Below are 24,725 nucleotides of genomic sequence, written 5' to 3'. Positions count from 1 at the left end.
GTTATGCCGACTCTTGTTCGGCCGGACGGTAACCGTCGAGCCAGTTGCGCCACAGTGCATCGAGCGTTGCACCGAAGCTTTTTGCGCTCGATGCGGTAAAGATCAGCACGCGTCCCGGGGCGACGATGAACGCGCCCTGCCGTTGAAACACCGTCTTCGGGCCGTTCCGATATGCGGCATCGATGCGCTCACCCGGCATGCCATCGATTTCAGGTCCAAGACGCTCGGTCTGACGGGAAAGCACCCGATGGCCCTGCAACCGCGATTTGAGCAACGCGATCTGGCGATCGACGTACGGTGCCAGGGTTTCTCCGTCCTTGAGCCAATCGCGCGCAACACTGAGGTTGGGCTGCGTGGCCGTATCAGCCGGCACAAAGAGGTTGGTCGTGCGATCCTCGAAACCGTCCGGCAGAACGATGCTGCCTTCGTGAATCCGGATACGGTTTTCGGAATCCGTCATGCTGGTTCTCTCGTCGTTCGTTGAAATTGGAAATTGTCGAAATCAGCGCCCGCGTTCGCCGATCATTAGCCCGGCAGCGCAGCAGTGGCTTCCCGACGCAAACGCAAACAGCCCAACAGCAATACGAGCTGCGCGATGAACCACGCGTAAAACGCAATCCCGAAGCTGGAAATCGGCGTCGCGTCCGCTTCGTTGAAATACCACTTCGTCGTGAACAGCGAACACAGTGCGCATGCGAGCGCCGCAGCCGAGAGCATGCTTGCGCGGGCGTATCGGTTTCGCACAAGCTGAACGGCCGCGACCACATAAAGCGGATTGGCGAGCCATGCAGGACTCAGCATGAACAGCCCCCACCATCCCTGGACGAGCACCGACATCCCGCTCAACGGCGCTTCCTTTTCGAAATACATTGCCGGCGTCATCAGCGAGAGGACGTACAGCACCCCGGACACGCCGAGAACCGTCTCCCGCCTGACACGCGGCACCGAATCAAAGGCGCGCGTCATTTTCGGAACGCGCGATCAATCGGCCTGGCCGGCCGGCGTCACGACCTTCTCGCCGCGCGCCCGCATCGCCGCGCGTTGCGCCTTCGGGTCCAACGGCGGCCAAGGCGCGCCGGCCGAAACGATCTTGCGGCGGATCTCTTCGATGCGCGTGCGTGCCGGAGAATCCGCGGTGGTGTGGTTCTTCAATTCGTTCTGCAACACCCACCCGTACGATATGCCGAGCTGGCTGGCGATCTTCGGATCCGCACCATGCGCGAGCAGGTAGTCGACGACATCCCATTGCTGGATCATCGTCGCCTCGAAGAGCGCCGTCTTTCCCAGCGAGTCGCGAGCATTCACGTTCGCCTTGTGCTCGATCAGCAACTTCAACTGCGGCAGCAGCCGGTTCTCTGCAACTGCGAAAATCATCGGCGTGTCGCCGTTGTACTGCCAGTTAGGATCGAGCCCGCTGTTCAGCAGCACGCGCAGCAGGTTCGGCGTATCTGCACGTAGCGCGACATCGGCAACCGATCCGCCGCTGGCGCCGACTGGCGCCTTGGGATCTGCGCCATTCTTCAGGAGTACGGAAATGATCTGGTAGCGCGGATTCGACGCGTCGTTCTTGACCGGGACGATTTCCTGCACTGCATACGACAGAAGCGTCGTATTCTTCGCGCCCGGTGCATTCAGATCAGTCTTAGGCGCGAGCTGCTGAACGCGGGTGAGATCGCCGTCATGAATGGCCTGAGCCAACGTGAGTTGCTGCCCCGAAAAGAAATCTTCCGGTGCGTAACGCTTGAAGCCAGTCATGTTCGTCCCTTGGGCTTGAGTGGGCCACCAGAGCGGCGAGGACACTCCAACGAGTGCGGCAATCGCGCCGGCGGTTATCGCTTTCTTGTATCGCATTAGTGAGATGAATTCAGTTGGGAAACGAGGTCGAGTTGATCCTTCGCGACCTGCTGGTTGATCCCGTTCGTCACGTCACCCATCAGGTGACGGCCGACCGTGGTCACACTCTCGCCATCGAGCGTGACGGGGCTGCCAACCGCCTTGGGCATCAGCGCCGCCGTACCGTCGCTGATCGGCCCCAGTCGGCCCTCCTGCAGGCCGGTCAGGATATCGCCGTCGACGCGATAGGCCGTGATGTTGGCCGCCTGGGCGGTCCCGCCGTATTGCGCGACCGTCTCCGGATTGAGGCCCGCAGCATTGAAGGTCACTGCCGAACCGCCGCTGGCCTCGGCTGCAGCGGACGCCAGCCCGCCGCCGAGCGAGTGCCCGGTGAAATCGACGCCGGCCGACGCCCCCGTGGTCTCGATGTTCTTGCCGATCGTGACCGCGTTGCGGTAATACGGCGCATCCGCGCCGAGCCCTTGGGCCATGTTGTTGCTCATGTCTTCGCCGAAGAGCTGCTGCGTCCCCTTGAACGCAACCGTCGGCTTCATGCTGTCGCCGAAGACTTTCGGATCCGGGACATACATCTGCGACCCGAAGTTGCTACCGCTTTTCTCGAAATCGCTCGGCTTTAGGCCGAACGCCTTCAATGCTTCCGGATCGTTGGTCGCCATCTTCCACCCGGTCGGCGGCGGATCGTTCGGGTGATACACGTGATCCGCGAGTTTCGCCAGTTGCTGCGCCTTCAGCGAGCTCGCCAGCTTGGCTGCCGCCGCGCGCGTCGCCGGGTCGGAGCTCGCCAGCCCCTTCGCGATCGTCGCCTGCTCCGCCGCCCACTCGAGTGCGAGCGCCTGTTCGGCGGACGGCGCGCTGCCGCGATTCAGATGGATGACCGGCCCGTCGAGATAAATGCCGTTCGCGTTGATGACGATCGTTGACGGACCGAAGGTCAGCTTGATGCTGTCCGGCGTCATCGTCACGACGCCATCGCCGACCCGATGCTCGATGCCGTCGCTCGCCTGATGGCTTTGCATGCCGGGCCCGGCCTTGCTTGCGATGGCCTTCGTATTGATCACGTTCGCCGTGGTGTCGCGAGTCAGCGCGATGGTTTCCTTCAATCCGCCCTGGGCGATCTGCTTCGTCTCGCTGCCCTTGAGCAGCGACACCGTGCGCGGGCCGGCTTCGACCGTGTGCGTTTCCGCATCCTTGATGACCGTGTTCATATCCTTCTGCGCGTGCAGAAAGACTTCTTGAGCACCGTTCACATCAGAGAATCGCAGCTCGTTGGAGCCTGCGCCCTTGTGAGTCTGGCTCTTGATCCCCATCGTCTGCCCTGCAGCCCCGTGATAAGGGTTGCCCTGCTCGCCGTTGTAGACGCGGCCCACAATGACCGGATTGTCTGGGTCCCCTTGATTAAACGCGACCAAGACCTCCTGTTTGATCCGCGGAATGGCTGCGGCCCCCCACCCGTCGCCTGCCCACGGTTGGGACACGCGGATCCACATCGAATCCGACCCGTCCAACTTGCCGCGGCGATCCCACAGGAAGTGCACCTTCACAGCACTGCCGTTCGTGTGAATTTCTTCGCCCTTTGGGCCGACCACGATCGCCGACTGCGTGCCGTGAATGACGGGCTTCGGCGTATTTCTGGGCGAACGATACGGAAACTTCTTCGGAAGCAGAGAAAATGTATTGCGGTACGGCAGCTTTGCGTTGTGTTCCGTGTAATCGTTCACGGCCTCGTGGCGAACGTGCAGGATGGCGTATTCCTGATTGTTGGCCATGACCGGATGGTTCGACACCGTCACGCTGCCTGCAGCCGTCATCCGCCATGCATAGCCGCTGCCCGTATAGCGATGCGCGCTCGCTTCTTCCGCCTGCATCGCAATGCGTGCGTAGCGATCGCCATCATCACCGTGGTCGAATAACGACTGGTGTTCGAATCGCTCCGTTGTCTCGAGTCCCGCATGCCGGAGATTCTCTGGCTCGGCCTGCGCCAGCATCAGCGGCGACGACGGGTTCTGGTGATTGAAGTCGCGAAAGGCGATCTTACCAACGCCAAAGCGTCGCCCTTCGTGCAACTGGTCGATCCCGTTGTCTTCACTCGCAGCGGTGGCTGCATAAGGCAAATTGGCCAACCCGTCGATTGGGCGGAAAACGAAATTCGTATCGCCAATGACAAGGAAGTGCTTTTCCTTTTCGTAGCGATGCGTCCAAATCAGGCCTTCCTGCTCCATCAGACGTGCACAGAAGTTGAAGTACGACTCCTGGTACATCACGATGTATTCGAGCGGCTTCTGTGCGGTCCGGATGTCGAACTCGAAATCGGTGAACCCGTGATCCTGAAAAATTTCGGTGAGGATGTCCTGAGCGGTCTTGTTCTGGAAAATCCGGCAGTCGGTCGAGCGCGTCAGAAACCAGAACCACGGCGCCACCGTCATTTGATATTGCGTCACCTTGCCCGGGTTGCCCGCCCGGTCGAACGACGTGACGTAGCCGTCGAAGTAGCGAATACCGTCGGCCCCGCCTGACGAGACGATGCGCTCTAGCGTGGACTGCCGCGCGCTTTGGTCAAATCGGATCTTGATCGGTTGGCCGATCAGCTGATCGGGCGCCAGATCATGCTGGTGCGACAGCAAATCGAGGTGGATTTCCGGCAACCGATTGACGTGTTCATCGATGACCGCGGTGCTGACCAGCAGCACGTCCGGACCAAGCGGCGAGTCGATGGTCACGTATCGATTTAGCTGAGTCAGTCGCGCAACGCCGCCAGCCGCATTGTTGAGCGCGTCCGCAATTGCGGCTGGCGTTTTGTTCATCAGCGAGAAACCGGTCTGCGCAAGCTGGACGGCGCGTTGCACCGTGTCGATATGACTTGCGACGCCGGCGAGCGGGCCAATCTGGCCTGCCACCGTGGACGCAACCGGCCCGGCGAGGCCGCCAAGCGCGCTCAACGAGCCCAACAGATTCCCACCGGAACCGGCCGGAATACCGCCATTCGGGGCGAAACTCATTTGAATACCCTTTATTTTCGTCTCAGGTTCTGTCCCCAACTGACTCACCAGCTTGAGGCCCCGCTACTGTAGGACAAAACGTTTGCCAGCGAAAGATACCTGAAATTCCTTTGCAATTTCCTAGCTGACACCACTTCCACCCGCCAATCAAATAAGCGGTTGGGAACCGGCGCAGGGTTCTCCCCGTCGCAGAACCGCACCGGTCTCTGCCGAGACCAACACGATTTGCACGAAGCTCGTGACTGGAACGTACGGGGAAAATAGTCGATCCATCACGCGCCCTAATCCGGCGAGACTGAATTGGACGAAACGCTGCTCGTCGATCACGAGCCGGACCTCCAATCCTTGGACGAACGCTGAAGCCGGCTTGCCTGGCATCCAGCGCCGCACCCTTTCAGTCGAGAGGGACACGAGCGCGTCGAATCGCCGGCCGGCGTCGGGCGCAAACATGCCGAAGCGAGTGCACAGCCGCTTGAGCTCATTGAGGCCTTCGGCGTTCAGCCGCGCTGCCTGCGGAACCAGCCACGACAGCAATTCCCACAGCTCGCCGCGGCGTAGAATCGGCGCGGGACTTGAACTGGGTTGAGCCAATAACTCGAGCTCGTCACCGGAGTCCCCATCGCGCACGGCCAACTGGCTCTCGCGCATGTCCGCCAGGTTGCCATTTGTGCAAGACAGCACGATGTCGAGTTGGCGCTGCGCGGCCGGATCAACGGGCTCGCCGCGAGCGTTCACAAGCGCGAGTTCCAAGCCGCGCAATCCGTCTGCGCGCGCTACCGTTGCCTGTCCGCGCAGCGCTTCCTGTCCCGGCTTGGCGGGCTCGGAAGGCGGCTTCGGCGCGCGCCGGGCTTCGTCGCGCAAAACAACCCAATAGAGGCCAGGCGCTGCGCCAAGCGCGTGCTGCAAAGATTCGAAGGGCGGCAGAAGCACGGCACCCTGGGCCGTCGTTATACGGACCTGATCAACTGACCAGACCTCGCTCGTAGCTGCGGTCTTGAGCGAAAACGGTTTCAGCGCATAGTACGGTTGCCCAGCCCTCGTTTCGATTGGCTCCGCATTGCTCGAGAACAAGTTGACTACTGGCGTGCAAAATAGCCGGAGATTGTCGGCCGACGCGGCTACCAGCCGTTGCGCGCGACGTGAGTCAGGGTGGATGCCGGCAAGGGCCAAATGCAACGTGATCCGGCGCGCGCCAACCGCCAACCGTTTCAACCGCGCCAAATTCAGATCGAGGTTGTCAAATCGAGCGGGAAACGCGCCGTACTCCATCAACAGATGAAACGGAGCAATCGTGTTGTCGCGAGGCGGCGGAAGCAGCGCGTCGGCATCGTCGAAACCTGCGGCCGCAAGCGGCATGTCCACCCGACGCCAGCGCCCGTTGCCGTCCAGTTCAACGAAGGCACGCGTGGCGTGCATCAGCACGCCGTCGGCGAGCGCGGCCGCGACCTCCCTCTCCCCTGCCAAGTGCAACCGCAGCATATCTGGCGCGATGGAGAACTGGGCTGACGGCGCCGTGAGCTCAAGGGTGAAAGACAAAATCCCCGTGGTGTCGGACGGCAGTGTCGTTTCCATCGGCGCGACGGTCGACGTCGCGTAACGTACACCGGAGACAGTCAACGGCACCAACGTGACGTCGGCGGCGGTGCGGAACACCAGGCGGCTATTCGGCGCCACCAGTTGCGTGCCGCGTGGAACTATCCGCGGCTCGGTCTGCTTGCTAGCTCGATCCACGCGGAATTGGGCCATCGCACAAGACGGAAACGGCCGCAAGAACGCTCCGTGGATTGTGTCAATCAACGCGTGAGTAAACTCCGGCACCTCATCTTCGAGTCGGATGTCGTGCCGAGCGCACATCAACGCGAACGATTGCAGCAGCCGCTCGACGTGTGGGTCATCCGAGTGCTCACCGGACATCGCAAGACGAGCCGCGATTTTGGGGTAACGCTCGGTGAATGCGCGCGTCGAGCGGCGCAGCAGACCCAACTCACGCTCAAAATGCGGTAGAAGATCCTCGGGTTCGATGGCCATACGCTTTTCAGATGGTCACGCCGATCTCTCAATCGGTACCGTGCTCATACATAGGTAGACGCAGCGATTCTAACCGGGCGTCGCGCACGATTATCTCGAATTTATCGAGTCGGGGGCGAATAAATCAGAATGCTTGAAATACGCAAGCCATGAGGACCGCCAATGTTATGAAGCGAGGGTCGCCACTATGGCCCTCGTGACAGCCCTCTGAGCTTCGGGAGGTTCGGTTGTTCATCGCCAAGCGAGCAAAAGCGGTGAACACGCTCTCGAAACTTGTCGGCATCGTAGCAGAGCACGTTCGTTGGTCGAGACCGTTTAACGATTGTTCACCGATTGCCAGCAATGCGCTCAATGTCGCTCGTCCGCAGGCACCGATCTCGCGAACCCTTTCCTCGTCGACGCAACTCCGTCAGCGTGCGACGCGTCACCTTCATCTGCGTCCAGTGCAGGCCGCCGTGATCCAACTTTTTGGGGTCCGCTGGCCATCGCAGAGATCCCCGTCAAAATCCATATTGATCGTCGCCCCAGCGCCGCAGCACCTGGTAGTCGTGTTCGGGCAATACGATCAGGCCCGACTCGGCGGCCTCCAGCATGCGTTCCATCTGTCCGCTCAGGATCAGGTTGCCGTGCAGGCCGTAGAAGTACCCGGCGAACCGGTGGCCGATACGCTCGTCGAATTGCGTCAGCTTGCCGGCGAGGCTGTATACGTCGAGCTTCGCGGTGTTCTTCAGCCCGGCGATCTTGCGCGTATGGGTCCAGCGCGGCACGAAATTCATGTCGCGGCCGCTGCGCGAATCGGTATAGTCCTCGGTGCTGAACACCCACCGCAGACACACGCGCTCGCCAGCACGGCCAGCACTCGACGCGGCCCAATCGTCGAAGAATCTGCGGCCGCGCCATTGTTGGTTAGCGCACCATTGCCCCAGCCCCCGCCGGCCAGCTTCGCCGACACTCAACCCGCTTTGCACCAGCGAGGATCTCCCCCGCGATCACCTGACGCACGCCCTAGGGCAAGCGACGTCCTTTCATTTGCCGTTCTAGAGGAGGCGCGGCGTAAATCGGCTCAATAGCGAGGCCGGGAGGAATAACTTCTCATTATCAGATGAGCGATCTTTACTTGTCAGCTTTCGCATCCTCGGCGACGCTTTCGACTGATCGGGTGGGACAGGTCAGTGCTACAAGTGTGGCAATCCCGACACGCTCGCGGGCGAAGCAATCGGCGAGATGCCGAGCGGTATGATGGCGCCGGGTGCGTGCGCGGCCTCGCTCGTGAGGGCCCAGTTTTACATGTCGCCCCAAGTCAACTCGCCCGTCCCCAGGACTCTTCACTGCACAAGTGGGACATCAACATCCGCATGGCTTCCGCCGCAACCATTTCAGGCGGTCCGTCGTCAAACACCACCGTCACGTCAGCCTGAGCATAAATTGGGTAACGGTCATCGATCAACATGCGCAGGGTGCCTTCGGGATCGGGAACTTGCAGAAGCGGCCGGTTGGCATGCCGCTGCACGCGGCGGATCAGTACGTCGAAATCGGCTTTTAACCAGATCGACACCCCGCTCTCCAGGATTCTTGCGCGCGTCTCTGCATTCATGAAGGCACCGCCGCCAGTCGCAACAACTTTCGGGCCCTCGCTCAGGATCTGACCGAGAACCCGTCGCTCACTGTCGCGAAAATAGGATTCGCCGTACGTAGCGAAAATTTCCGAGACTGTCATGCGGTGGGTCGCTTCGATTTCGGCATCGGAGTCGGCAAAATCCAGCCCGAGCCGCACCGCTAGCAGCCGGCCTGTCGATGTCTTTCCTGATCCCATCATGCCGATCAGCACAATACAGCGCTCGCCGAGAGCGGCGTGCAGAGCTGCTTCCGACTGAGAATTGAGAGACATGTTCGTGGCACCCGAATAACACGGCAGAGGAAATGATTGGATACTCTACGAGGCCAGTTCAAAAACCGTGATCAGCTTGCCTGAAGACGTTCCAGCAGACGAGCGAGCAGCCAAGTTTCAAGAATGCTTCGTGAATATCGGTCCATCGTTCGCAGCGCACGCGAAAACGATGGAAACTATGGAGCTAGGGCGCGTCCATTCGACCACCAACCGATACCTTCTAAGCCCACTGTCGCGTTCGGTCCAGCGCTTTGCGATCATGGGCATGTTGCCACTGCTCACACAGTGCAGTTCGGTGCTTTTGTGGAGCCGTAGTCGCGATCAGCGTAGACGGCGCCCGATTTCCGAACTGACCTGCCACGGACCCCGCGAATTGACGGAATTGCCTCAACGAGCGTCGGCAAATGTTTTCTGTCGTTGGCGTTCGCGCCGGTCGGGATTGCTCTTCGCACGACGCTTCGCCGGTGACAACAATGGACCGATCAGTATCCAAACTTCGTCGCCAACGATCGGCGCTTCCGTCCTTGGGCTTACGCTGTTCCCGTGCTCAAGGTTGACAACTCGCCGAAGGAGTAACCAGTCTCCTCACGCGGTGTTTAAACTCACCTCTAATCGACCGGCCCGCAACGGGCGAGTGCCACGCGGCGTCAGGCGCGTCGGCGGGCAGCGCTTGCCGTTCAGCCCGCATCCCTCACCGATTCGAACGCCGCGCCATAGCGCCTGATCCACATGTCGAACAGCACGATGCGAGGCAGGATCGGTGGCGCGCTAAACGTGCCGTCGAACCACGACGGGCCTTCAAGAATCGATTTGAGGGCCTCGATATTGACGATCTCGCGTGTGGCCGTATCGCCGTGGATCACTTTCTCAAGTAGGTAATCTCGAATTGCCGACAGATAGCGCGCGTTCCGCGTGACCGCGAACCCGCTCTTCTTGCGCTGCGTGATGTCGGACGGCAGCTTGTCTTCGAGTGCCTTTCTCAGGATTCCCTTTTCCATCCCGCCCACTGTCTTGATCCTGCTGTAATCGAGCGACCACACGTATTCGATCAGGCGATGATCCAGGAACGGCAGGTGGACCCGAATACCCGCGCCCGCCGACATTCTGTCAACACGATCGAGCAGGAACGGCAGGAATCGCGTGATCTCCATGTAGAAGACTTGATCCATGTGTTGTTGGAATCGATCCACCGATCGCAGATACGGCTGTTCGCTCGACGCAGCCGACCAGCGCTCGCGCAGGATGTCCTTTACGTCGATCCGTTCGAGCAAGCCACCGTTCAGGAACTTCGACGCCTCGGTTCCCTTCAGCCAGGGGAACGAGCGGGTAGGTTCCACTGCTTCTCCGTGAAACCACGGATACCCACCAAAGGTGTCGTCCGAGCCTTCCCCTGAGAATGCTTCCGTATAGCCACGCGATCTCAGGCCCTTGAACAGTTGCAGCAACGTGACGTCCAGGTCTCCCACGCCCGGCAGGTCCCGCGCGTGAACCGTTTCTTCGAGCGCGAGCCTGAAGTCGACATTCGTAATGGCGATATTCTCGTGCCGGGATCCGAGGAAGCGAGCCATGATGTCGACGTAGGGGCTGTCCGACGTGATGTGCAGCGCGTCGGACTGAAAGTCCGCCTCGTCTTCCGGATAAGTAAACGAGAAGGTACGCAAGCCTTCTCGATCTGGCGCGATCCGGTTAGCCAGCGTGCAGATCGCACTCGAATCGAGCCCACCGGACAGCAAAAAGGCTTGTGCATTGCGCGACGTGTCCACCCGCCGTGACACCGCCTGATGCAGCAGATCCGAAAGGGTGCTGGAGACCTCTTCCGTATCCGACGGGCGGCCGAAGCTTAGCGGCAGAGACCAATATCGCGCACTGTAAAAATAACCCCGCCTGAAAGTGAGGACTTCAGACGGACGCACCTCATTGAGGTTTCTGTACACCGTCGTGCCCGGAATCCGGGAGGTCGAGTTGAGCAAGTCCGTGATCGCGGACTCATCGAACACACGCTTGAATTCTCGATCCTCGATGATCGCCTTCGGCTCGGACGCGGCGATCAGTTTCGTCCCGTTCTCGCCGACCCAGAAATACAGTGGTTCAATGCCGAATCGATCCCGAACGAGGAGCGTCTCATCGCGCCGTTCGTCCCGGATCACAATCGAGAACGATCCACCGATTTCCGATGCAAAATCCCGCCCATTAGCCAGATACAGATCGATCAGCAGATCCGCGACGGAGCTCGCCCCCGGTTTGTCGCGCTGGCCGAACTTGCCCGATATGTCCTCCGCATTATCGATGAAGCCGCTGATCGCCAGCGTGATCTGCTGGCCATGGATCATTCTCGATGCAATTCCGTCCGATTGCCATGGACCTTTCGCGAGCGGCCGGGACTTCCTGAAGCCAAAGACGGCATGCCGGCCCTGCGCCAGAACGTCGACAGTGCCAGGCGCTCGCCCGGTCATGGCAGAGAGCGCATTCCTGACGAAATTCTCATTCGTGATGCCATTGATCACCGGCATCTCGTTCCACACAAATGTAATCGCGCTCATCACTAATATCCCGTTACGATCAACTGCGTAAGTTAATTTCCGGCGTTGAGGGTTTCCCTTCCAGGACGATGTGTCACCTTGACGATCACCCCGTCGGTGCCTTCGGGCGCCTTGGCGTCTTGCTGATTCAGACCTTGGCAGTCGATGCTTCAACTGCCTCGACAAACCGCTTCAGCTCCTGAATCGCGCCCGCGGTATGCGCGGGATACTCGTCATAGGACTTCGTCAGGTCGTGGATGCGGGACATCTTCCAGCCGATCGCGGACCCGAGGCTCGCGATCTCGGGAAGCTTCGGCACCAGCACGATCGACGCCTCCGGAAACGAGCGCCTGAGCTCTGGCACGTCATCACGCAACGCATCGCTGCTACCGTAGTCTCCGGTGACGAGGAAATGGACCTGTTCCGGCGTGCGCGCGATCACATAGTTGAAGATGCGAACGCGCCCGTCGCGTCCCCAGATGAGCGATTCAATCGTCGCCTGATCCGCATTCAGCCATTCGAATTTCCGGTTGTCGCTTAGTCGACCCATGGGAACCAGCGTCTTCCCTCCGGATGCGAGCGGTTCGATCGTGACCAGGTCGCCGGTGCGATAACGGACAAGCGGCTTGGAGAGGTTATCGAGCGACGTCACGACTAACTCGCCCGTGATCGCGAGCTTTCCTGACGGCCGCAACGATGCATTCTGGGCGTCAAGCAATTCGAAGATGTAGCTGTGTTCCTGCAGCTTCATCGTGCCAGGGGAGATCGCCACGGCCGTCGTTCCCGTTTCCGAGGAACCGTATGACGCATCGAAAACGCTCGCGCCAGTCAGATGGCCGATCCGCGCTTTCAGCGCGACACTGGAGTTTTCCCCAGTCAGCAAGACCTTCCTAAACTTCGGCGGCGCCAGCTTCCTGATGCTGGCGAATTCATACAGATTGAGCAGCTGCGACGGCGCACCTGCAAACACGGTCGGACGAATCCTCGCGATCGTCTCGATCACTCTGCCATAATCGTTCCGAACCGTATCGACCCAGGTCCTGAAAGTGAATATCCCGAGATAGTTCAGTGCTTTCTCGAACTGAAAGGCCGCCGGCCCTTGCGGCGTGTTGATGAGAATCACGGCCGAATCGCTTGCATCGAGAAACGACGACCAGCCTTCGCCGAAATTGACCGTGTTCAGCACCAGATCGTCGAGCGCCTTCGGCGCCGAGACCGGCACGTCAGTCGTCCCCGACGTCTCGAAGTAGTTGATCAGCTTGCCGCGATTGACCTCGAGCACGTCGTTGCTCACCGACCGGCTCTCGGCCTTGGACATGAATGGCAATTTTCCAAGGATGTCGTAATAGGTCGCGTGCCCGTCGAACAGCCCGTCTACGGGGGGCACACCACTGTTCCGGTAGAGCTCGCCATAGAACGGCAGCGCTAGCGCTGCAGACAGCACGGTGCGCAGGCGGCGAAGATAATACTCGTCCGGATTTACCGCGTCCCAGTTTCGAATAAGATCCTGCTGGCTTTGCACCAGCGCGTTGACATGCTCTCGAACCGCAAGACTCTGATGCATCGTCATACCCTCCCAGAACCCTCACCGAACGACAGGCGTCGCGCCTGCCGTCGGTCCAGTGGCTTCACTATGGCTGTCAAGATGATGAATGTGCGACATCTCACGACGACTAGAGGCGTCATGTCGCGAATCCGGACGGAAAAGCGCTGCGATCCGGCGATACGTTTCTTCAGGACGAACGCTGCGTGCCTGACGATTCGAGCACCGCATGCTCGTCCTGGTAAAGCGTCATCACCAGTACGGCGCACAGCACGGCGACGGTCGCGGCAACCCACGTCAATGCCGCCGGCCCCAGATGCCGGATGACGAGCGCTCCAACGATCCCCGACGCGCCTATCCCGAAGTACATTCCCGACGCGTTAAGCGAAATCAGCAATTGGGAACGCTCCTTGCCGATGCCTACGAGGCGGTGTTGTTGCGCCGGTGCAAGCAGCCATCCGAACACGCCCCAGAGGAACGTCAGCACAAGAATCGTCGAAATTTCCTTGGCGAACAGGCTGATCAACACGAACGAAACGCACAGTCCAGAGACGCTGACAAACACGGTTTTCTTTGCACCCCACCGATCGGTAAGATGCCCTCCCAACAGGTTTCCGATACTCCCGCCGATACCGAACGCAAGCAGGATCTCGGCGATCTCGCCCACCGAGACGTCCGCGCGACCAGCGAAATAGACCGAGACATACGAGTACACGGTGAACGCTCCAAGGAACACCAGGAACGTAATGAGCAGCGTTCTTTTCGCTCCTTGCAGCTTCAGCACGCTGAGCCGGGCCGCCAGTGGCACATTGAACGGGGAAGGCGTTCGTGGAAACATCGCCAGTTGCAGGACGATGATTAGCACGGAACCGAGCGCGATCGCGAAGAACACGGACCGATATCCGAGCAGATGTCCAGCAAAGGTGCCAAGCGGCACGCCGACGATTGTGGCGACCGTGATGCCACCAATGACATAGGACATGTACTTGCCCCTGCGCTCCACCGGAGCCATCATCGCGGTGATCATCATGACGGTCGGTGTTACCAGGCAGGCGCCAAGCGCAGCGATGACGCGGCCCGCCACTATTACGCCGTAATCGCTCGTCACGCCGATCAGCAGATTCCCAGCGGTGAATACCAGCATCGCGGTGATCAGAAGATGCTTGCGGTCGATATTGCCGAATGTGGACGCCAAAATCGGACCAGACACTGCATAGACCAACGAGAACACCGTGATCAGCTGGCCGGCCGTCGACACCGAAACGCCGGTGTGGCTGGCAATATCCTGCAACAGGCCGGCGATGACGAAGCCGTCGCTGCCGATCACGAACAGAGTCGCCCACAACACGATTAACTTCAGTTTCATTTCATCTTTCCACTTTTTTACAAGAACAGGTCATCCGGCCCGCGAGGCACCACGCCACGATTGAGTGCCGGGATACCCAGGAAGTAGCCTCTTGAAATCACATCAAAGTTGGTCGTCAGACGGAATGCCTCCCTTTGGTATAGCTGTCGAACGTACCGCCAGATTCTGGAAAAGTCCCTGAGCCGATACTTGTGCAAGCGAAATGCTGTCGCATAGATGTTGTCGTAACGGATCAGCAGGCTAAACAGCCACAAGTCGACGATACTCAGCGCGTCGCCGGCTAGATACCTCTCGTTAGCCAGGGTCGCGTCCAGCCGGTGCAAGTAGTCGTAGACCTTGGCTACTTCGGTGTCGTATGAGGCTTGACCGTCCAAGAATCCTGACCGGTAGACTGCCGTGTGCAGGTTGTAGAAAAGGTCCTGCTCGATCGAGACATGATCTTCGCAGCGCATACGGGCGGCATTCAGGACATCATCGTTACCGTCGTGTTCGCTGCCGAGGTCGAGGATGATCTTGTACGGCAACGCGTACGGATCATTGCTGACGACCGAGCGCGTCTCCAGATCGACGAGCGCCGGCAATCGGTATTGCCGCGCGATTTGGATGATCACCGCGTCGGCTGCATCGAATGGCGTCCACACGAGCGAATCGGCGCCATCAGACCGTGTATGCGACAGCTTGCCTTCCTCGACGCACAGGACACCAATCTCATCGAGCAAACCCGCGCAGGCAACGGTCAGCGCAAGTTTCTGCCCGGACGGCGCGACCGCCGAATAGACCAATTTATAGCGGTTTGTGCCGGCTTGCAGGCGACGCTCCATGAGCGGCGAACGAAAGATCTGCCGCGGTAGGATCGGGCCGCCGGGAATCCCCAGCACATAGTTTTCCGGCGGCAAGAAGCAATCAGTTTTCATAAAGCGAGAATTGATAGACGCCCTCGATTTCCAGCAGGAGGTCCGCGCGACAGATGTCGGACAGCAAGGCTGGAGCGAGATCCGCTCCAAGCTGGAAGTGCTCACGAACCTGATCCGCCACGTAGCGCAGATCACGCTCGTGTCGGACGTAGATCTTTACAGACTCGAAATGTCCGCCACGGATCCGGCGGCCCTCGTTAATCAACTTCTGCCGACCGTTCTCGACCAGGGTTTCAAGATTCTCGAAGGTGATCTTCAATTGTTCGTCCACCGTCGAGCCGATGGTTTCGTGCGACCGGATACTCGCCGTACCGGAGATAAAGAGGCGTGCCTCGCCCACGAGCGCATGGATCGTGCCGCGCGCGAAGGACGGCGACCGCGGACCATACTGATCCGGATAGTGATAGGCAGGCATCTGAAGCGGGTTTTCGATATGAAAGAAGTGCCCCTGCCTCGACGAGAAGAAAATCGCGGTGACCCCTCCGGACGCAAAGCCGATGCCGGTGCCCGCGGGCAGGTCATTGAACGGAGTCTTAGAGGTGTCGAAGCCTTCCGCGCGGCCCTTGCAGAAATCGCGATATCGCTCCAGTCCGTTCGAATTCGGCTCATTGATGTTGCCGATGTAGTTCCAGATTCGATATGGATGCGAGTAACCCTTCGCCTTGATGATGTCGAGCGCGCGACGATAAAGCTGCGCGACGGAGCTGGCCAGCACACCTTCATCATCCATCTGCACAGCGCACACGAAAGACGTGCCGGTATCCCCCCAGACGATGGCATCCTCGCGGCCATATTCGACGGGAAGCTTCGATTCCTGGCCCAAGGACCACACTTCCCGTACGATCGGGCCCAAACCGGGAATATCTATTTTGATCCGGCCCTGCTCCAGCTTGATTCCGCTGCGTGATGAATTGAAATTGATCTCGACCAACTCGCCATAGCGCATGGTTTCCGGCGGATCGTACGTCACGTTCAAGGTTTCTTGAATTTCCATAAATGCAGGCCTAAATTTTCATTAAAATATAATGTTTAAATTTGAATCGAAAAAGCCCCGCCATTCCGATAATAATATTAATCGGTTAGGTTTTTAAAAATAACGACTCAGTCGATGATATATTTCGACGCTGATTTCGTCTGATCAGACACGGAAGCGGTAAAAAAAGGCGTGACGGCGCGCGTCAAGCCCGAACCGGCTTAACGTCATAGGCAATCTCCCGACGCAACCTGACGGATTGTGCGAGATTGCTTAGAATCCACGTGGTTTCGGGCAAACCGATGCAACCATCGGTAATGCTTTTTCCAAACGCGAGGGGCTCGCCCGGAACGAGCGGCTGATTACCGGCGATGATATTGGACTCGATCATAATGCCGGCGATCCGTCGGTCTCCGGACGCAATTCTGAAACCCAGCGATTCGCAGACCGCCGACTGATTTTCATGATTCTTGCCGCTGTTGCCATGGCTCGCGTCGATGACGACACGCGTCAATAGTCCGTGCGAGGCCAGCATCGCGCATGCGACATCCACGCTCACAGCGTCATAGTTTGGCGTCTCGCCGCCGCGCAACACCAGATGGCTCTCGGGATTGCCCGCTGTGCTCCGTTTAATGTAACGGCCGTCCTCGCCCGCGGCCAGAAAGTGATGCGGGCGGGCCGCTGCCCGTATCGCGTCCACCGCGACCTTGACATTGCCGTCGGTGCGATTCTTGAAGCCGACAGGGAACGGCATACCTGACGCCATCTCCCGATGCACCTGCGATTCCACAGTCCGCGCACCTATTGCGCCCCAACTGATCAGATCCGAGAAATATCCGTGTCCGAGCGTATCGAGGAGTTCCGTCGCGATCGGAACGCCGGTTCCTGTGAGGTCGACCAAGAGTTTGCGCGCGTTACGCAGACCGTATTCGATGTCGTAGGTCTCGTTAAGATGCGGATCGTTCACGAATCCCTTCCATCCCGACACGGTGCGCGGTTTCTCGAAATAAACTCGCATCAGAATTTCTAGCTCATCGCCAAACTCCCTGCGCGCCTCGATCAGATATTGCGCATACCGATGCGCGGCATCGACGTCATGTATCGAGCAGGGGCCAGTAATGACCAACAGTTTGTCTGAGTTTCCGCTCAACAGATGGCCGATGCGTGTCCGGGCCTGCTCGACGTAACGCAGCATATCACGCGTCGCAGGATATGCATCGATCATTTCCAATGGAGAGCTCAGCCGCACCGCATTACTGCCAAAGTGATTATTGGCATCCGATAGCATTTTGAAAATCCTAAGATAAAGAGCGAACTCTCGAGTGGATTTAAAGTGGTAAAAATTACCAATCCACCGAATTTTCGTATTTATTTTGAAGAATTGCATTCACGTCAAAGACGATCTTTTCGGACTGCGCGACACCGAAATTAATTACAAAAATCACCTGACACTCATACTGAGGCAACTCGGCGGTTGGTTGACATCCCCCGCCGCACTTACATCGATATATTAGTTGACACATCAAGGAGAGTGCGAGCGACGATAAGTGAACTCCCGTACTCAGGACGAGGATTCTCCCAAAAACGGGAGATAAATTGGCCCTGTGGAATCTCTCAGCGTGAATGAAATTCGTTTTACTTAATTGCAATGATCATCTCCACGATCAAACCCTGTCAAGCTTTTTTTGCGCCGCCGCATTCGTTATTTAATTGAAAGAGATATTACATAAACATTCTATTGAGCCGCGTACGGTAATTTCGAATTATAAATCGACCAAGTTGTTTTTTTACCAAGGCGAAATTCTGTATTTCGTCGCGCGAGGCCGTTCTCCAAGGCTGGGATGACCTGAAGAAATCAGGCAGGTCAGTGAAGCACGGCACATAAGCCGCCCCTTCAATCATTAAATGTCCGATTTGATATTTTCAAATTTTGTGTTTGATAATTTATAAAAACGAACAAATCGTACGTGGTGCACGCATGTTTGGCTAAATGTGCAGCCAGAAGGTGGATTCCGTGACAAGAATCGCTGCCAAGCAAATTTGGTGCGTGTTCGGCGGATCTCGTTCATGTGTCGGTGCACCTCATAAATTGACCCTAACAGGCCGTTGAAATACCCCCGCCGATCCGTCACGATGTAGCCAACCCGATCCCAAGGCACGAAGGCAGCATGCGAGGCACCGACAGCTACAACGAATCCCTGTTCAGTACAGTCAGACTGGAGGAGTTCGTACCGCAAACGCATCCGCTGCGCCCGATCCGGACTTGGATGAACGAGGCGCTGTCGAATATGGATGCCAAGTTCTCGGCGATGTACGAAGCGGACATCAAAGGCGGTCGGCCGAGCATTGCGCCGGAGAAGCTGATGCGGGCGATGCTACTTCAGGTGCTGTACAGCATTCGCAGCGAGCGGCAACTGGTCGAGCAGATCTCGTATAACCTTCTGTTCCGTTGGTTCGTCGGCCTGTCGATCGAAGACGCGGTGTGGAATCTGTAGGAGTTCACAATCAATGCTAGCCGTGCCCAAAGGAGTGCTAGCAATGTTCACTAATACTGCTAGCGTAGTGTTTTGCTCGGCCTAAGCGGTGGGCATCGATAACGTGATATCGCCCGCAGCGCGGCGTCGAAATTCGGAGCGTTGGCGAAAATCGATTGCGGAACAGTCTCGAGCAGGCTGTGGTGCACCCGGCAGTAGTCGGCTGACGGATCGAGCCACTCCCTCTTCCACCGTGATGCAGTGACATCGGCGTCGTTCAGAACAAGACATCTGAAGCAATACACCAAGTACTTCTGGTCGAAGACCCACTCATGCGGCGTCTGGATCATGCTCAGAATGCCGTCGTTGAGCTGACCTTACCCCGCCGAGTACACCATTCGTAAGTTAGTGGGCTCGCCGTTTTTAGGTTGATGCAGTTGCTGGAATTGGTCCGGCGCCAGTTGCCCCAAGGCACCTATGCGGGCGCACCGAGTTGTAGTCCGTGCGCCACGCTTCGATTCGCGTGCGTGCATCGTCGAGACTGACGAACGCATGCTGGTTCAAACACTCTTCGCGCAGCCGTCCGTTGAAGCTCTCGATGTGCGCGTTTTCCACCGGCTTACCTGGACGGATGAACTGCAGCTTGACGCCATGTTCGTGCGCGCAGGCATCGAGCGCCTTGCTGACGAACTCTGGCCCGTTGCCGACCTGAATCAGATTAGGCTGCCGTCCCTGCTGACGTAGCTGCTCCAGCACGCGCGCGACCCGAACGCCCGTCAGCGAGAAGTCGACCTCGATGTGCGGGCACTCGCGATTCCACGCGTCGATGATGGTCAACATGCGAATACGTCGGCCATGCACCAGCGCGTCAGCAACAAAGTCCATCGCCCAGCTTTCGTCTGCGCCGTTAGGCGTCGGCATCACCACGCGCAGATGACTCGGGCGCTTCTTTCGCCGTTTCAGGCGAAGCGACAGACCTTCTGCGCGGTACAACCGCTCAGTCCGCTTGTGGTTCTGGACTAGGCCCTCCCGACGCAGCAAGACATGCAGGCGCGGCGAGCCAAACCGTGGTCGCTCCTGTGCCAGCTCGCGCAGCCGCTGCCGCACTTCGTGGTCGACGTCAGGCGGCGCCGGCCGCCGGAACGTTCGGCGATTCAGGCCAATGAGCGCGCACGCCCGGCGCTCCGAATAGTCGTGCTGTTCAATTACCTGCTGCACGAATTCCCGGCGCTGCGCGGGCGAACTCACTTTTTTCCGAGCACGTCCTTCAGAACCTGGATATCCAGCGCCTGGTCCGCTACCAACCGCTTGAGTCGCTGGTTTTCCTCCTCCAACTGCCGCAATCGCCGTGCTTCCGACACATCCATGCCATCGTAGCGGCTACGCCGGTTATAGAACGTTGCATCCGATATGCCGTGCTTGCGGCACAAGTCCGCGACCTTCATGCCAGCATCGGCTTCCTTCAGCACCCCGATAATCTGCTCTTCGCTGAACCGCGACTTCTTCATGACAAGGTTACATCCCAACCGCATAGATTTCCGACCCCTACATTCCAACCATATACTTTTTTAGCGGGCGAAAAATCGTACATCCCAACCACACGCATTTCCACAGGTGCCGCTATGGACCCGCAGGCAGCTTCCACGATGAGTCGAGTCTGCAAGACTGGGTGCTGCACCGATATGCTGGTTTCCAAGGCCACGATCGATCCTTCCCGCCCGGACGATCCGGCACGACAGGCGTCGGGCTCTTCGTCTTCTATTGAAGACACTCGCCTCACCCCTCGGCTAGCCAAGGACTCAGTTGGTAGGCTTGGACAAGTCGAAGCCTAGGCTCCATGCCGGCGTAAGTGCCTTCCAACGAAACGTTGCGTTCGTCAGCGCCCGGTCTCGCCAGATTGCCGGAATGAAGCGCCATAGGCGCTATTCGGTAGGCGATCGCGGGCGCTCAGTCGCGAGCGGAAGGTACCGGCCGGCGGCGTCATCCGGTACAGGCCGCGCTTCTTCAGTTCCGGCACGATCAATTCGGCGAAATCATCGAGCGTGCCTCGGCTGATCAGTGGATTGAGCATGTAGCCGCTCGTCGTCGACTGCCGCGCGTGCTCGGCGAGTTGGTCGGCAACTTCGTCAGGCGAACCGACGAGTATCAGATCGGTGCCGCGCGTAACGCTCGCGAATTTGCGCCGCACGTCGCCAGCGGTCAGCGCCTTGCCGCTACCGTCCGGCCGCACGACGTAGGACGTGAGCCCTTCGGTTTGCGTGGTCAGCGGCTCGTCATCCGCATAGCGGTCGATGTCGATGCCGGTATCGCCCGCATAGCTGACGAGTTGCGCCTGCAGGTGATAGTGCTGCTGCAGCGCGTGGTACTTCTCCTTCGCGTCGGCCGACGAGCGCGCAGTCACGATGCGCAGCACGGTGAGCGCTTTCACATCCTCCGCTGCACGGCCGTTTTCGACCGCCAGCCGCCGGATTTCATCGAGGCCGGTGCGAATCTCGAGTGGATTCGACTTCGCGACGAACACCACTTCGGCATGCTTCGCCGCGAATTCACGCCCACGCCCCGACCAGCCGGCCTGGATCAGCACCGGTGAGCGCTGCGGCGACGGCGCACAGACATGCGGACCGTGCACGCGATAATGGCTCCCCACGTGCTCGATCGGCCGCACACGATCGCCGCGCGCGTAGCGCGGTTCGTGCTTGTCGGCCACAACGGCGTCGTCCGCCCAGCTCCCTTCCCACAGCTTGTACACGACGTCGAGGAACTCCTCCGCACGTGCGTAGCGTTCGTCGTGGCTGATCATCCGGTCGAGCCCGAAATTGCGCGCTGCGCTTGTCAGGTAGGATGTCACGATGTTCCAGCCGATCCGGCCGTTGCTCAGGTGGTCGAGCGTGCTGAAGCGCCGCGCGAGCGCGAATGGATGCTCATACGTCGTGCTCGCGGTCACGCCGAATGCGAGCCGCTCGGTCTGGGCGACAAGCGCGGGGATCAGCATCATCGGATCGTTCGCGGGCAACTCCACCGCCCATCGCAGTGCCGCATCGGCCGACCCGCCATATACGTCATAGAGACCGAGCACATCCGCGAAGAACAGCATGTCGAGATCGGCCTGCTCGGCCTTGCGCGCGAGATCCGACCAGTACGCAAGCGTATTCGCGCGCAGTCGCTCATCGGCGGGATGGGTCCAGAGGCTCGGCGCGCCGCCGCAGCCGACGCTGGCTTGTTCATAAAGGGAAAACAGCAAGGGGCGAGGATCGGACATCGTCGTGTTCAGTGCAAAAGGAGGAATCAGTTGGGTGCCGCCCACGCGCCGGACGATGTGCCGCGGCGCCGTGCGGGCATGCGATCGTCGGGCACGCGCGTCAGGTAGCGGTTGAGGTGTTTCTCGAGATGGGCGGCGGGAATCGTCAGCAGCGCGACCAGCACGACATAGACGATCGCCGCGCCGGCCAGCGGTTCGTACACTCGCAATGTTTCGAAGCGCAGTGTATTGGCCGTCCCCATCACGTCGAACACCGTGACGGTCGACGCGAGGACGGTCGATTTCAGCAGCAGGATCGCTTCGCCGGTGAGCGCGGGCAGCGCGAGTCGCCATGCACGCGGCCCGACGATCCGGCGCAGTACACCCGCCCGCGTCATTCCGTATGCATAGCCGGCCTCGATCTCGCCGGCCGGCACGCCGGCAATCGCGCCGCGCAGGATCGTCGCGACATAGGCACCCTCGTTCACGCTCAACGCGACGACGGCGTACCAGTACGCGTCCCGCAACAGAGGCGACGCCCAGCTGTCGCGCATCCATTCGCGCGGGACGATCTGGCCGAAGCCGTAATACAGCAGGTAGAGTTGCACCAGCAACGGCGTGCCGCGAATCAGCATGATCCAGCCGCGCGCGGGCCAGCGGTAGGGTGCGTGACGCGAACCCGCCGCAAGCGCGAGCGGAATGCCGATCGCCACGCTGGCGATACCGGACAACAGCAGCAACGCCAGGGTCGTCGGCACCGCGGCGAGCAGCTTCGGCATCACCGTGTCGAGCAGGAACGTCAGAGAAAAATTCATGCGGAGGCGCGCCTCGTGCCACGATTAGCGTACCGCTCGAGCAGAGCGAAAAGCCCCGTCGACGTGATGCTCATCACCAGGAACAGCGCCGCCGTGACCAGGTAAAAGAAAACGTAATGCCGCGTCGCACCGGCGGCGAGCTGGCTCGCCTTCAGCAGATCCGTGAACGAGCCCAGCACGCTGATGAACGAAGCGTCCTTGGTCGCGTTCAGCCACACGTTGCCGACGCCGGACAGCGCGAGCCGCGCCGCAATCGGAAGCCGGACGCGAGTCAAGGTTTGCCACGGGCTCATTCCGTATGCGTGTGCGGCCTCGATCTGCCCGACCGGCACGTTGACGAGCGCCGCGCGGAATATATCGGTCAGATAGGCGCCTTGGATGAAGCCGAGCGACAACGCGGCCACGATGAACGGATCGAATGCGAAACCGTCGGGCACGACACCGATGCGGTGCAGAACGGCCTCGAGCGCTGGCGCGACCGCGTAGAACGCGAGCAGCAGGCACAACAGTTCGGGCAGCGCGCGCACGAGTGTCGTGTAAATCCGTGCGAGCCACGCGAGCGACGCGTGCCGTGACAGCTTGCCGAGCGCGCCGGCGATGCCGAGCAGCGTCCCGGCGCCAAACGACGACGCGGCGACGCCAAGCGTCAGCGCGAACGCGCTCGCAAAGATGCGGCCGTAACCGCCGTCACCGAACGCGAGCAATGCCAGCAGCGAATCATCCGCGGCCATCCGCTCACCGGCCCTTCTCGATCGTGCCCTTCAGGTTCGGATAGCGCGCGGTGATCGCGTCCCACGTGCCGTCCTGCTGAAGTTGCGCGATCACGGTCGACAACCGGCCGCGCAGTGCATCGCCTTGCCGCACGCCCGCGCCGACGCCGAGACCCAGCACCGGGTTGTCCCCGCAGGCGGCTTTGACCTCGAAATCCTTTCCGTCGCGCGACGACAAAAACGCCGTGAACAGGCCCTTCGCTTCCTGCACGTAGTCGACCCGTCCGGAGACCAGGTCCGCGAGCGCGTTGTCGAATTTATCGAACGCCTTGATTTGCGCGTCACGCTTGAAGCGTGCATCGAGGAATGCCGAGAAATTCGTGCCGGCTTCCACGCCGATCACGCGATCCTTGAAGGTTGCGGGCACCGCGCAATCGATACGACGTCGATCGCTTTTCGCGCCGACGAATACCGTCGGCGATTCGTAATAGGCGCGACTGAAGTCGATCGCCTTCTGCCGTTCGCCGGTGATCGTCATCGACGACCAGATCACGTCGATCTTGCGGTTTTGCAGCGCCGGAATCAGCCCGTCCCACGCGATGTCGGTGACTTCGCAGCGCACATTGAGCTTGCCGCATGCGGCCTCGAGCAGGTCGACTTCCCAGCCTTTCCACTTGCCGGTTGCATCCTTGGAGAAGAACGGCGGGTACGACTCGGCGTCGATCCCGACGCGCAGTACCGGCTGGGTCGCATGGACTGCCGGCACAAGACCGAGGACGAACAGTGCGGCCGCAGCACGGCGGACCGTTGAATACATCAAACGATTCATTTGGCAGGCTTCCGAGATAACATCGAAGTCACCGGTGTCGCACCGGCATCGGGATGCGTGACTTTAGTGCCTGCCGATGCGTGTACCAAATGGTTATTTTTTCGATAGATATCTGATCGTGAGATATGCCACTGCCATACGTGCCGGATGCCTCCGGCCATGCGCCTTGCCGTCGAAATCGCTGCAGCTCGACGGCGACGATTCATGTGCAAGAACAGTCGACCGAATGATTGTCTGCGGCAAAGACTCCTCGAACCATCGGCCTTGAATTCCACCGTCTCTTGATTTCGGCGAACGTCGAGTTAGCGATGCCTCAGCCAACGAACTTCGCTTCCACACCGCTTCGCACAACGAGATCGAAACGCTCCGGCCGGATATGGAATACCGTGGATTCGCAAATCGGTTCCTCGTGCGTTCACTTCGAACATCAGGCCAACTCCATCGGACCAGTGGCGAATGGCAACCATATGTCATATCGTGATATATAAGGATGGCTGAATAAACACATCCGGACGCCGTGGAAAAATTCGCAGCTTGCTGCTTGCAGGATCCTGTCGCTGGGCGTAAGGTTTATTTCT

At 59.5% G+C, this 24,725-nt stretch carries 17 protein-coding genes and 3 pseudogenes; 1 reads left to right on the top strand and 19 read right to left on the bottom strand.

Annotated features, from left to right (window positions below):
* Window position 1: 1 nt before the first annotated feature.
* The 14 genes and pseudogenes from SB771_RS26920 to SB771_RS26855 form a co-directional block, all read right to left on the bottom strand.
* Window positions 2-460, bottom strand: a complete 459-nt coding sequence (locus SB771_RS26920) for a DUF1795 domain-containing protein (protein ID WP_175662056.1) — start codon at window positions 458-460, stop codon at window positions 2-4.
* A gap of 65 nt (window positions 461-525) precedes the next feature.
* On the bottom strand, window positions 526-966 hold the full coding sequence (locus SB771_RS26915; protein ID WP_175662057.1) for a hypothetical protein: 441 nt from the start codon (window positions 964-966) through the stop codon (window positions 526-528).
* Between the two features lie 15 nt (window positions 967-981).
* Window positions 982-1,851, bottom strand: a complete 870-nt coding sequence (locus SB771_RS26910) for an ankyrin repeat domain-containing protein (protein ID WP_175662058.1) — start codon at window positions 1,849-1,851, stop codon at window positions 982-984.
* Window positions 1,851-4,850, bottom strand: coding sequence for a type VI secretion system Vgr family protein (locus SB771_RS26905; RefSeq protein WP_175662059.1), 3,000 nt, complete (start codon window positions 4,848-4,850; stop codon window positions 1,851-1,853). The genes SB771_RS26910 and SB771_RS26905 overlap by 1 nt, the downstream gene beginning before the upstream one ends.
* 147 nt (window positions 4,851-4,997) lie before the next feature.
* Window positions 4,998-6,878: a type VI secretion system baseplate subunit TssF gene (tssF, locus tag SB771_RS26900; RefSeq protein ID WP_175662060.1), complete on the bottom strand. Its 1,881-nt coding sequence runs from the start codon at window positions 6,876-6,878 to the stop codon at window positions 4,998-5,000.
* Between the two features lie 500 nt (window positions 6,879-7,378).
* Window positions 7,379-7,786 (bottom strand): annotated as a pseudogene (locus tag SB771_RS26895) (hypothetical protein); the annotation flags it as partial.
* Between the two features lie 392 nt (window positions 7,787-8,178).
* Entirely contained in the window at window positions 8,179-8,766 is a 588-nt protein-coding gene (locus SB771_RS26890) for a shikimate kinase (RefSeq protein WP_175662061.1), read from the bottom strand.
* 58 nt (window positions 8,767-8,824) lie between these two features.
* Window positions 8,825-9,209: pseudogene (locus tag SB771_RS26885) on the bottom strand (transposase); the annotation flags it as partial.
* Window positions 9,210-9,443: 234 nt separating this feature from the next.
* Window positions 9,444-11,306 (bottom strand): asparagine synthetase B family protein, encoded by a 1,863-nt coding sequence (locus SB771_RS26880; RefSeq protein WP_175662062.1) that lies wholly within the window; start codon window positions 11,304-11,306, stop codon window positions 9,444-9,446.
* A gap of 127 nt (window positions 11,307-11,433) precedes the next feature.
* Window positions 11,434-12,849, bottom strand: coding sequence for a phenylacetate--CoA ligase family protein (locus SB771_RS26875; protein ID WP_175662063.1), 1,416 nt, complete (start codon window positions 12,847-12,849; stop codon window positions 11,434-11,436).
* 169 nt (window positions 12,850-13,018) lie between these two features.
* On the bottom strand, window positions 13,019-14,194 hold the full coding sequence (locus tag SB771_RS26870; protein WP_175662064.1) for an MFS transporter: 1,176 nt from the start codon (window positions 14,192-14,194) through the stop codon (window positions 13,019-13,021).
* A 17-nt stretch (window positions 14,195-14,211) separates the two neighbouring features.
* Window positions 14,212-15,108, bottom strand: coding sequence for a glutathione binding-like protein (locus SB771_RS26865; RefSeq protein WP_175662065.1), 897 nt, complete (start codon window positions 15,106-15,108; stop codon window positions 14,212-14,214).
* Window positions 15,098-16,102 carry a reactive intermediate/imine deaminase gene (locus SB771_RS26860; protein ID WP_175662066.1) on the bottom strand — a complete coding sequence of 335 codons (1,005 nt, stop codon included), beginning with the start codon at window positions 16,100-16,102 and terminating at the stop codon, window positions 15,098-15,100. The genes SB771_RS26865 and SB771_RS26860 overlap by 11 nt, the downstream gene beginning before the upstream one ends.
* Before the next feature lie 184 nt (window positions 16,103-16,286).
* Window positions 16,287-17,369 carry a 3-deoxy-7-phosphoheptulonate synthase gene (locus tag SB771_RS26855; protein WP_175662067.1) on the bottom strand — a complete coding sequence of 361 codons (1,083 nt, stop codon included), beginning with the start codon at window positions 17,367-17,369 and terminating at the stop codon, window positions 16,287-16,289.
* An 880-nt stretch (window positions 17,370-18,249) separates the two neighbouring features.
* On the opposite strand from SB771_RS26855, the pseudogene SB771_RS26850 reads away from it, so the two are divergent.
* A pseudogene (locus SB771_RS26850) lies at window positions 18,250-18,567 on the top strand (transposase); the annotation flags it as partial.
* A 411-nt stretch (window positions 18,568-18,978) separates the two neighbouring features.
* Here SB771_RS26850 and SB771_RS26845 read toward each other — a convergent pair.
* From SB771_RS26845 to SB771_RS26825, 5 genes are all read right to left on the bottom strand, one after another.
* Window positions 18,979-20,063 (bottom strand): IS3 family transposase gene (locus SB771_RS26845; RefSeq protein ID WP_175662068.1). Its coding sequence is split into 2 segments (ribosomal slippage): window positions 18,979-19,811 and window positions 19,811-20,063, totalling 1,086 coding nucleotides; the frame shifts between segments, so codons are not numbered across the junction.
* 368 nt (window positions 20,064-20,431) lie between these two features.
* On the bottom strand, window positions 20,432-21,814 hold the full coding sequence (locus tag SB771_RS26840; RefSeq protein ID WP_175662069.1) for an LLM class flavin-dependent oxidoreductase: 1,383 nt from the start codon (window positions 21,812-21,814) through the stop codon (window positions 20,432-20,434).
* Between the two features lie 26 nt (window positions 21,815-21,840).
* Complete coding sequence (locus SB771_RS26835; protein ID WP_175662070.1) at window positions 21,841-22,608, bottom strand: ABC transporter permease; 768 nt, start codon at window positions 22,606-22,608, stop codon at window positions 21,841-21,843.
* On the bottom strand, window positions 22,605-23,339 hold the full coding sequence (locus tag SB771_RS26830; RefSeq protein WP_175662071.1) for an ABC transporter permease: 735 nt from the start codon (window positions 23,337-23,339) through the stop codon (window positions 22,605-22,607). The genes SB771_RS26835 and SB771_RS26830 overlap by 4 nt, the downstream gene beginning before the upstream one ends.
* Window positions 23,340-23,343: 4 nt before the next feature.
* Entirely contained in the window at window positions 23,344-24,147 is an 804-nt protein-coding gene (locus tag SB771_RS26825) for a transporter substrate-binding domain-containing protein (protein ID WP_175662072.1), read from the bottom strand.
* Window positions 24,148-24,725 lie beyond the last annotated feature (578 nt).

The sequence above is a fragment of the Burkholderia sp. SIMBA_051 genome (assembly GCF_046534915.1).
Classification (GTDB): Bacteria; Pseudomonadota; Gammaproteobacteria; order Burkholderiales; family Burkholderiaceae; genus Burkholderia; species Burkholderia ambifaria.
The sequence above is the reverse complement of the archived record's forward strand: the minus strand, read 5'-3'. Positions and strand labels throughout refer to the sequence as shown.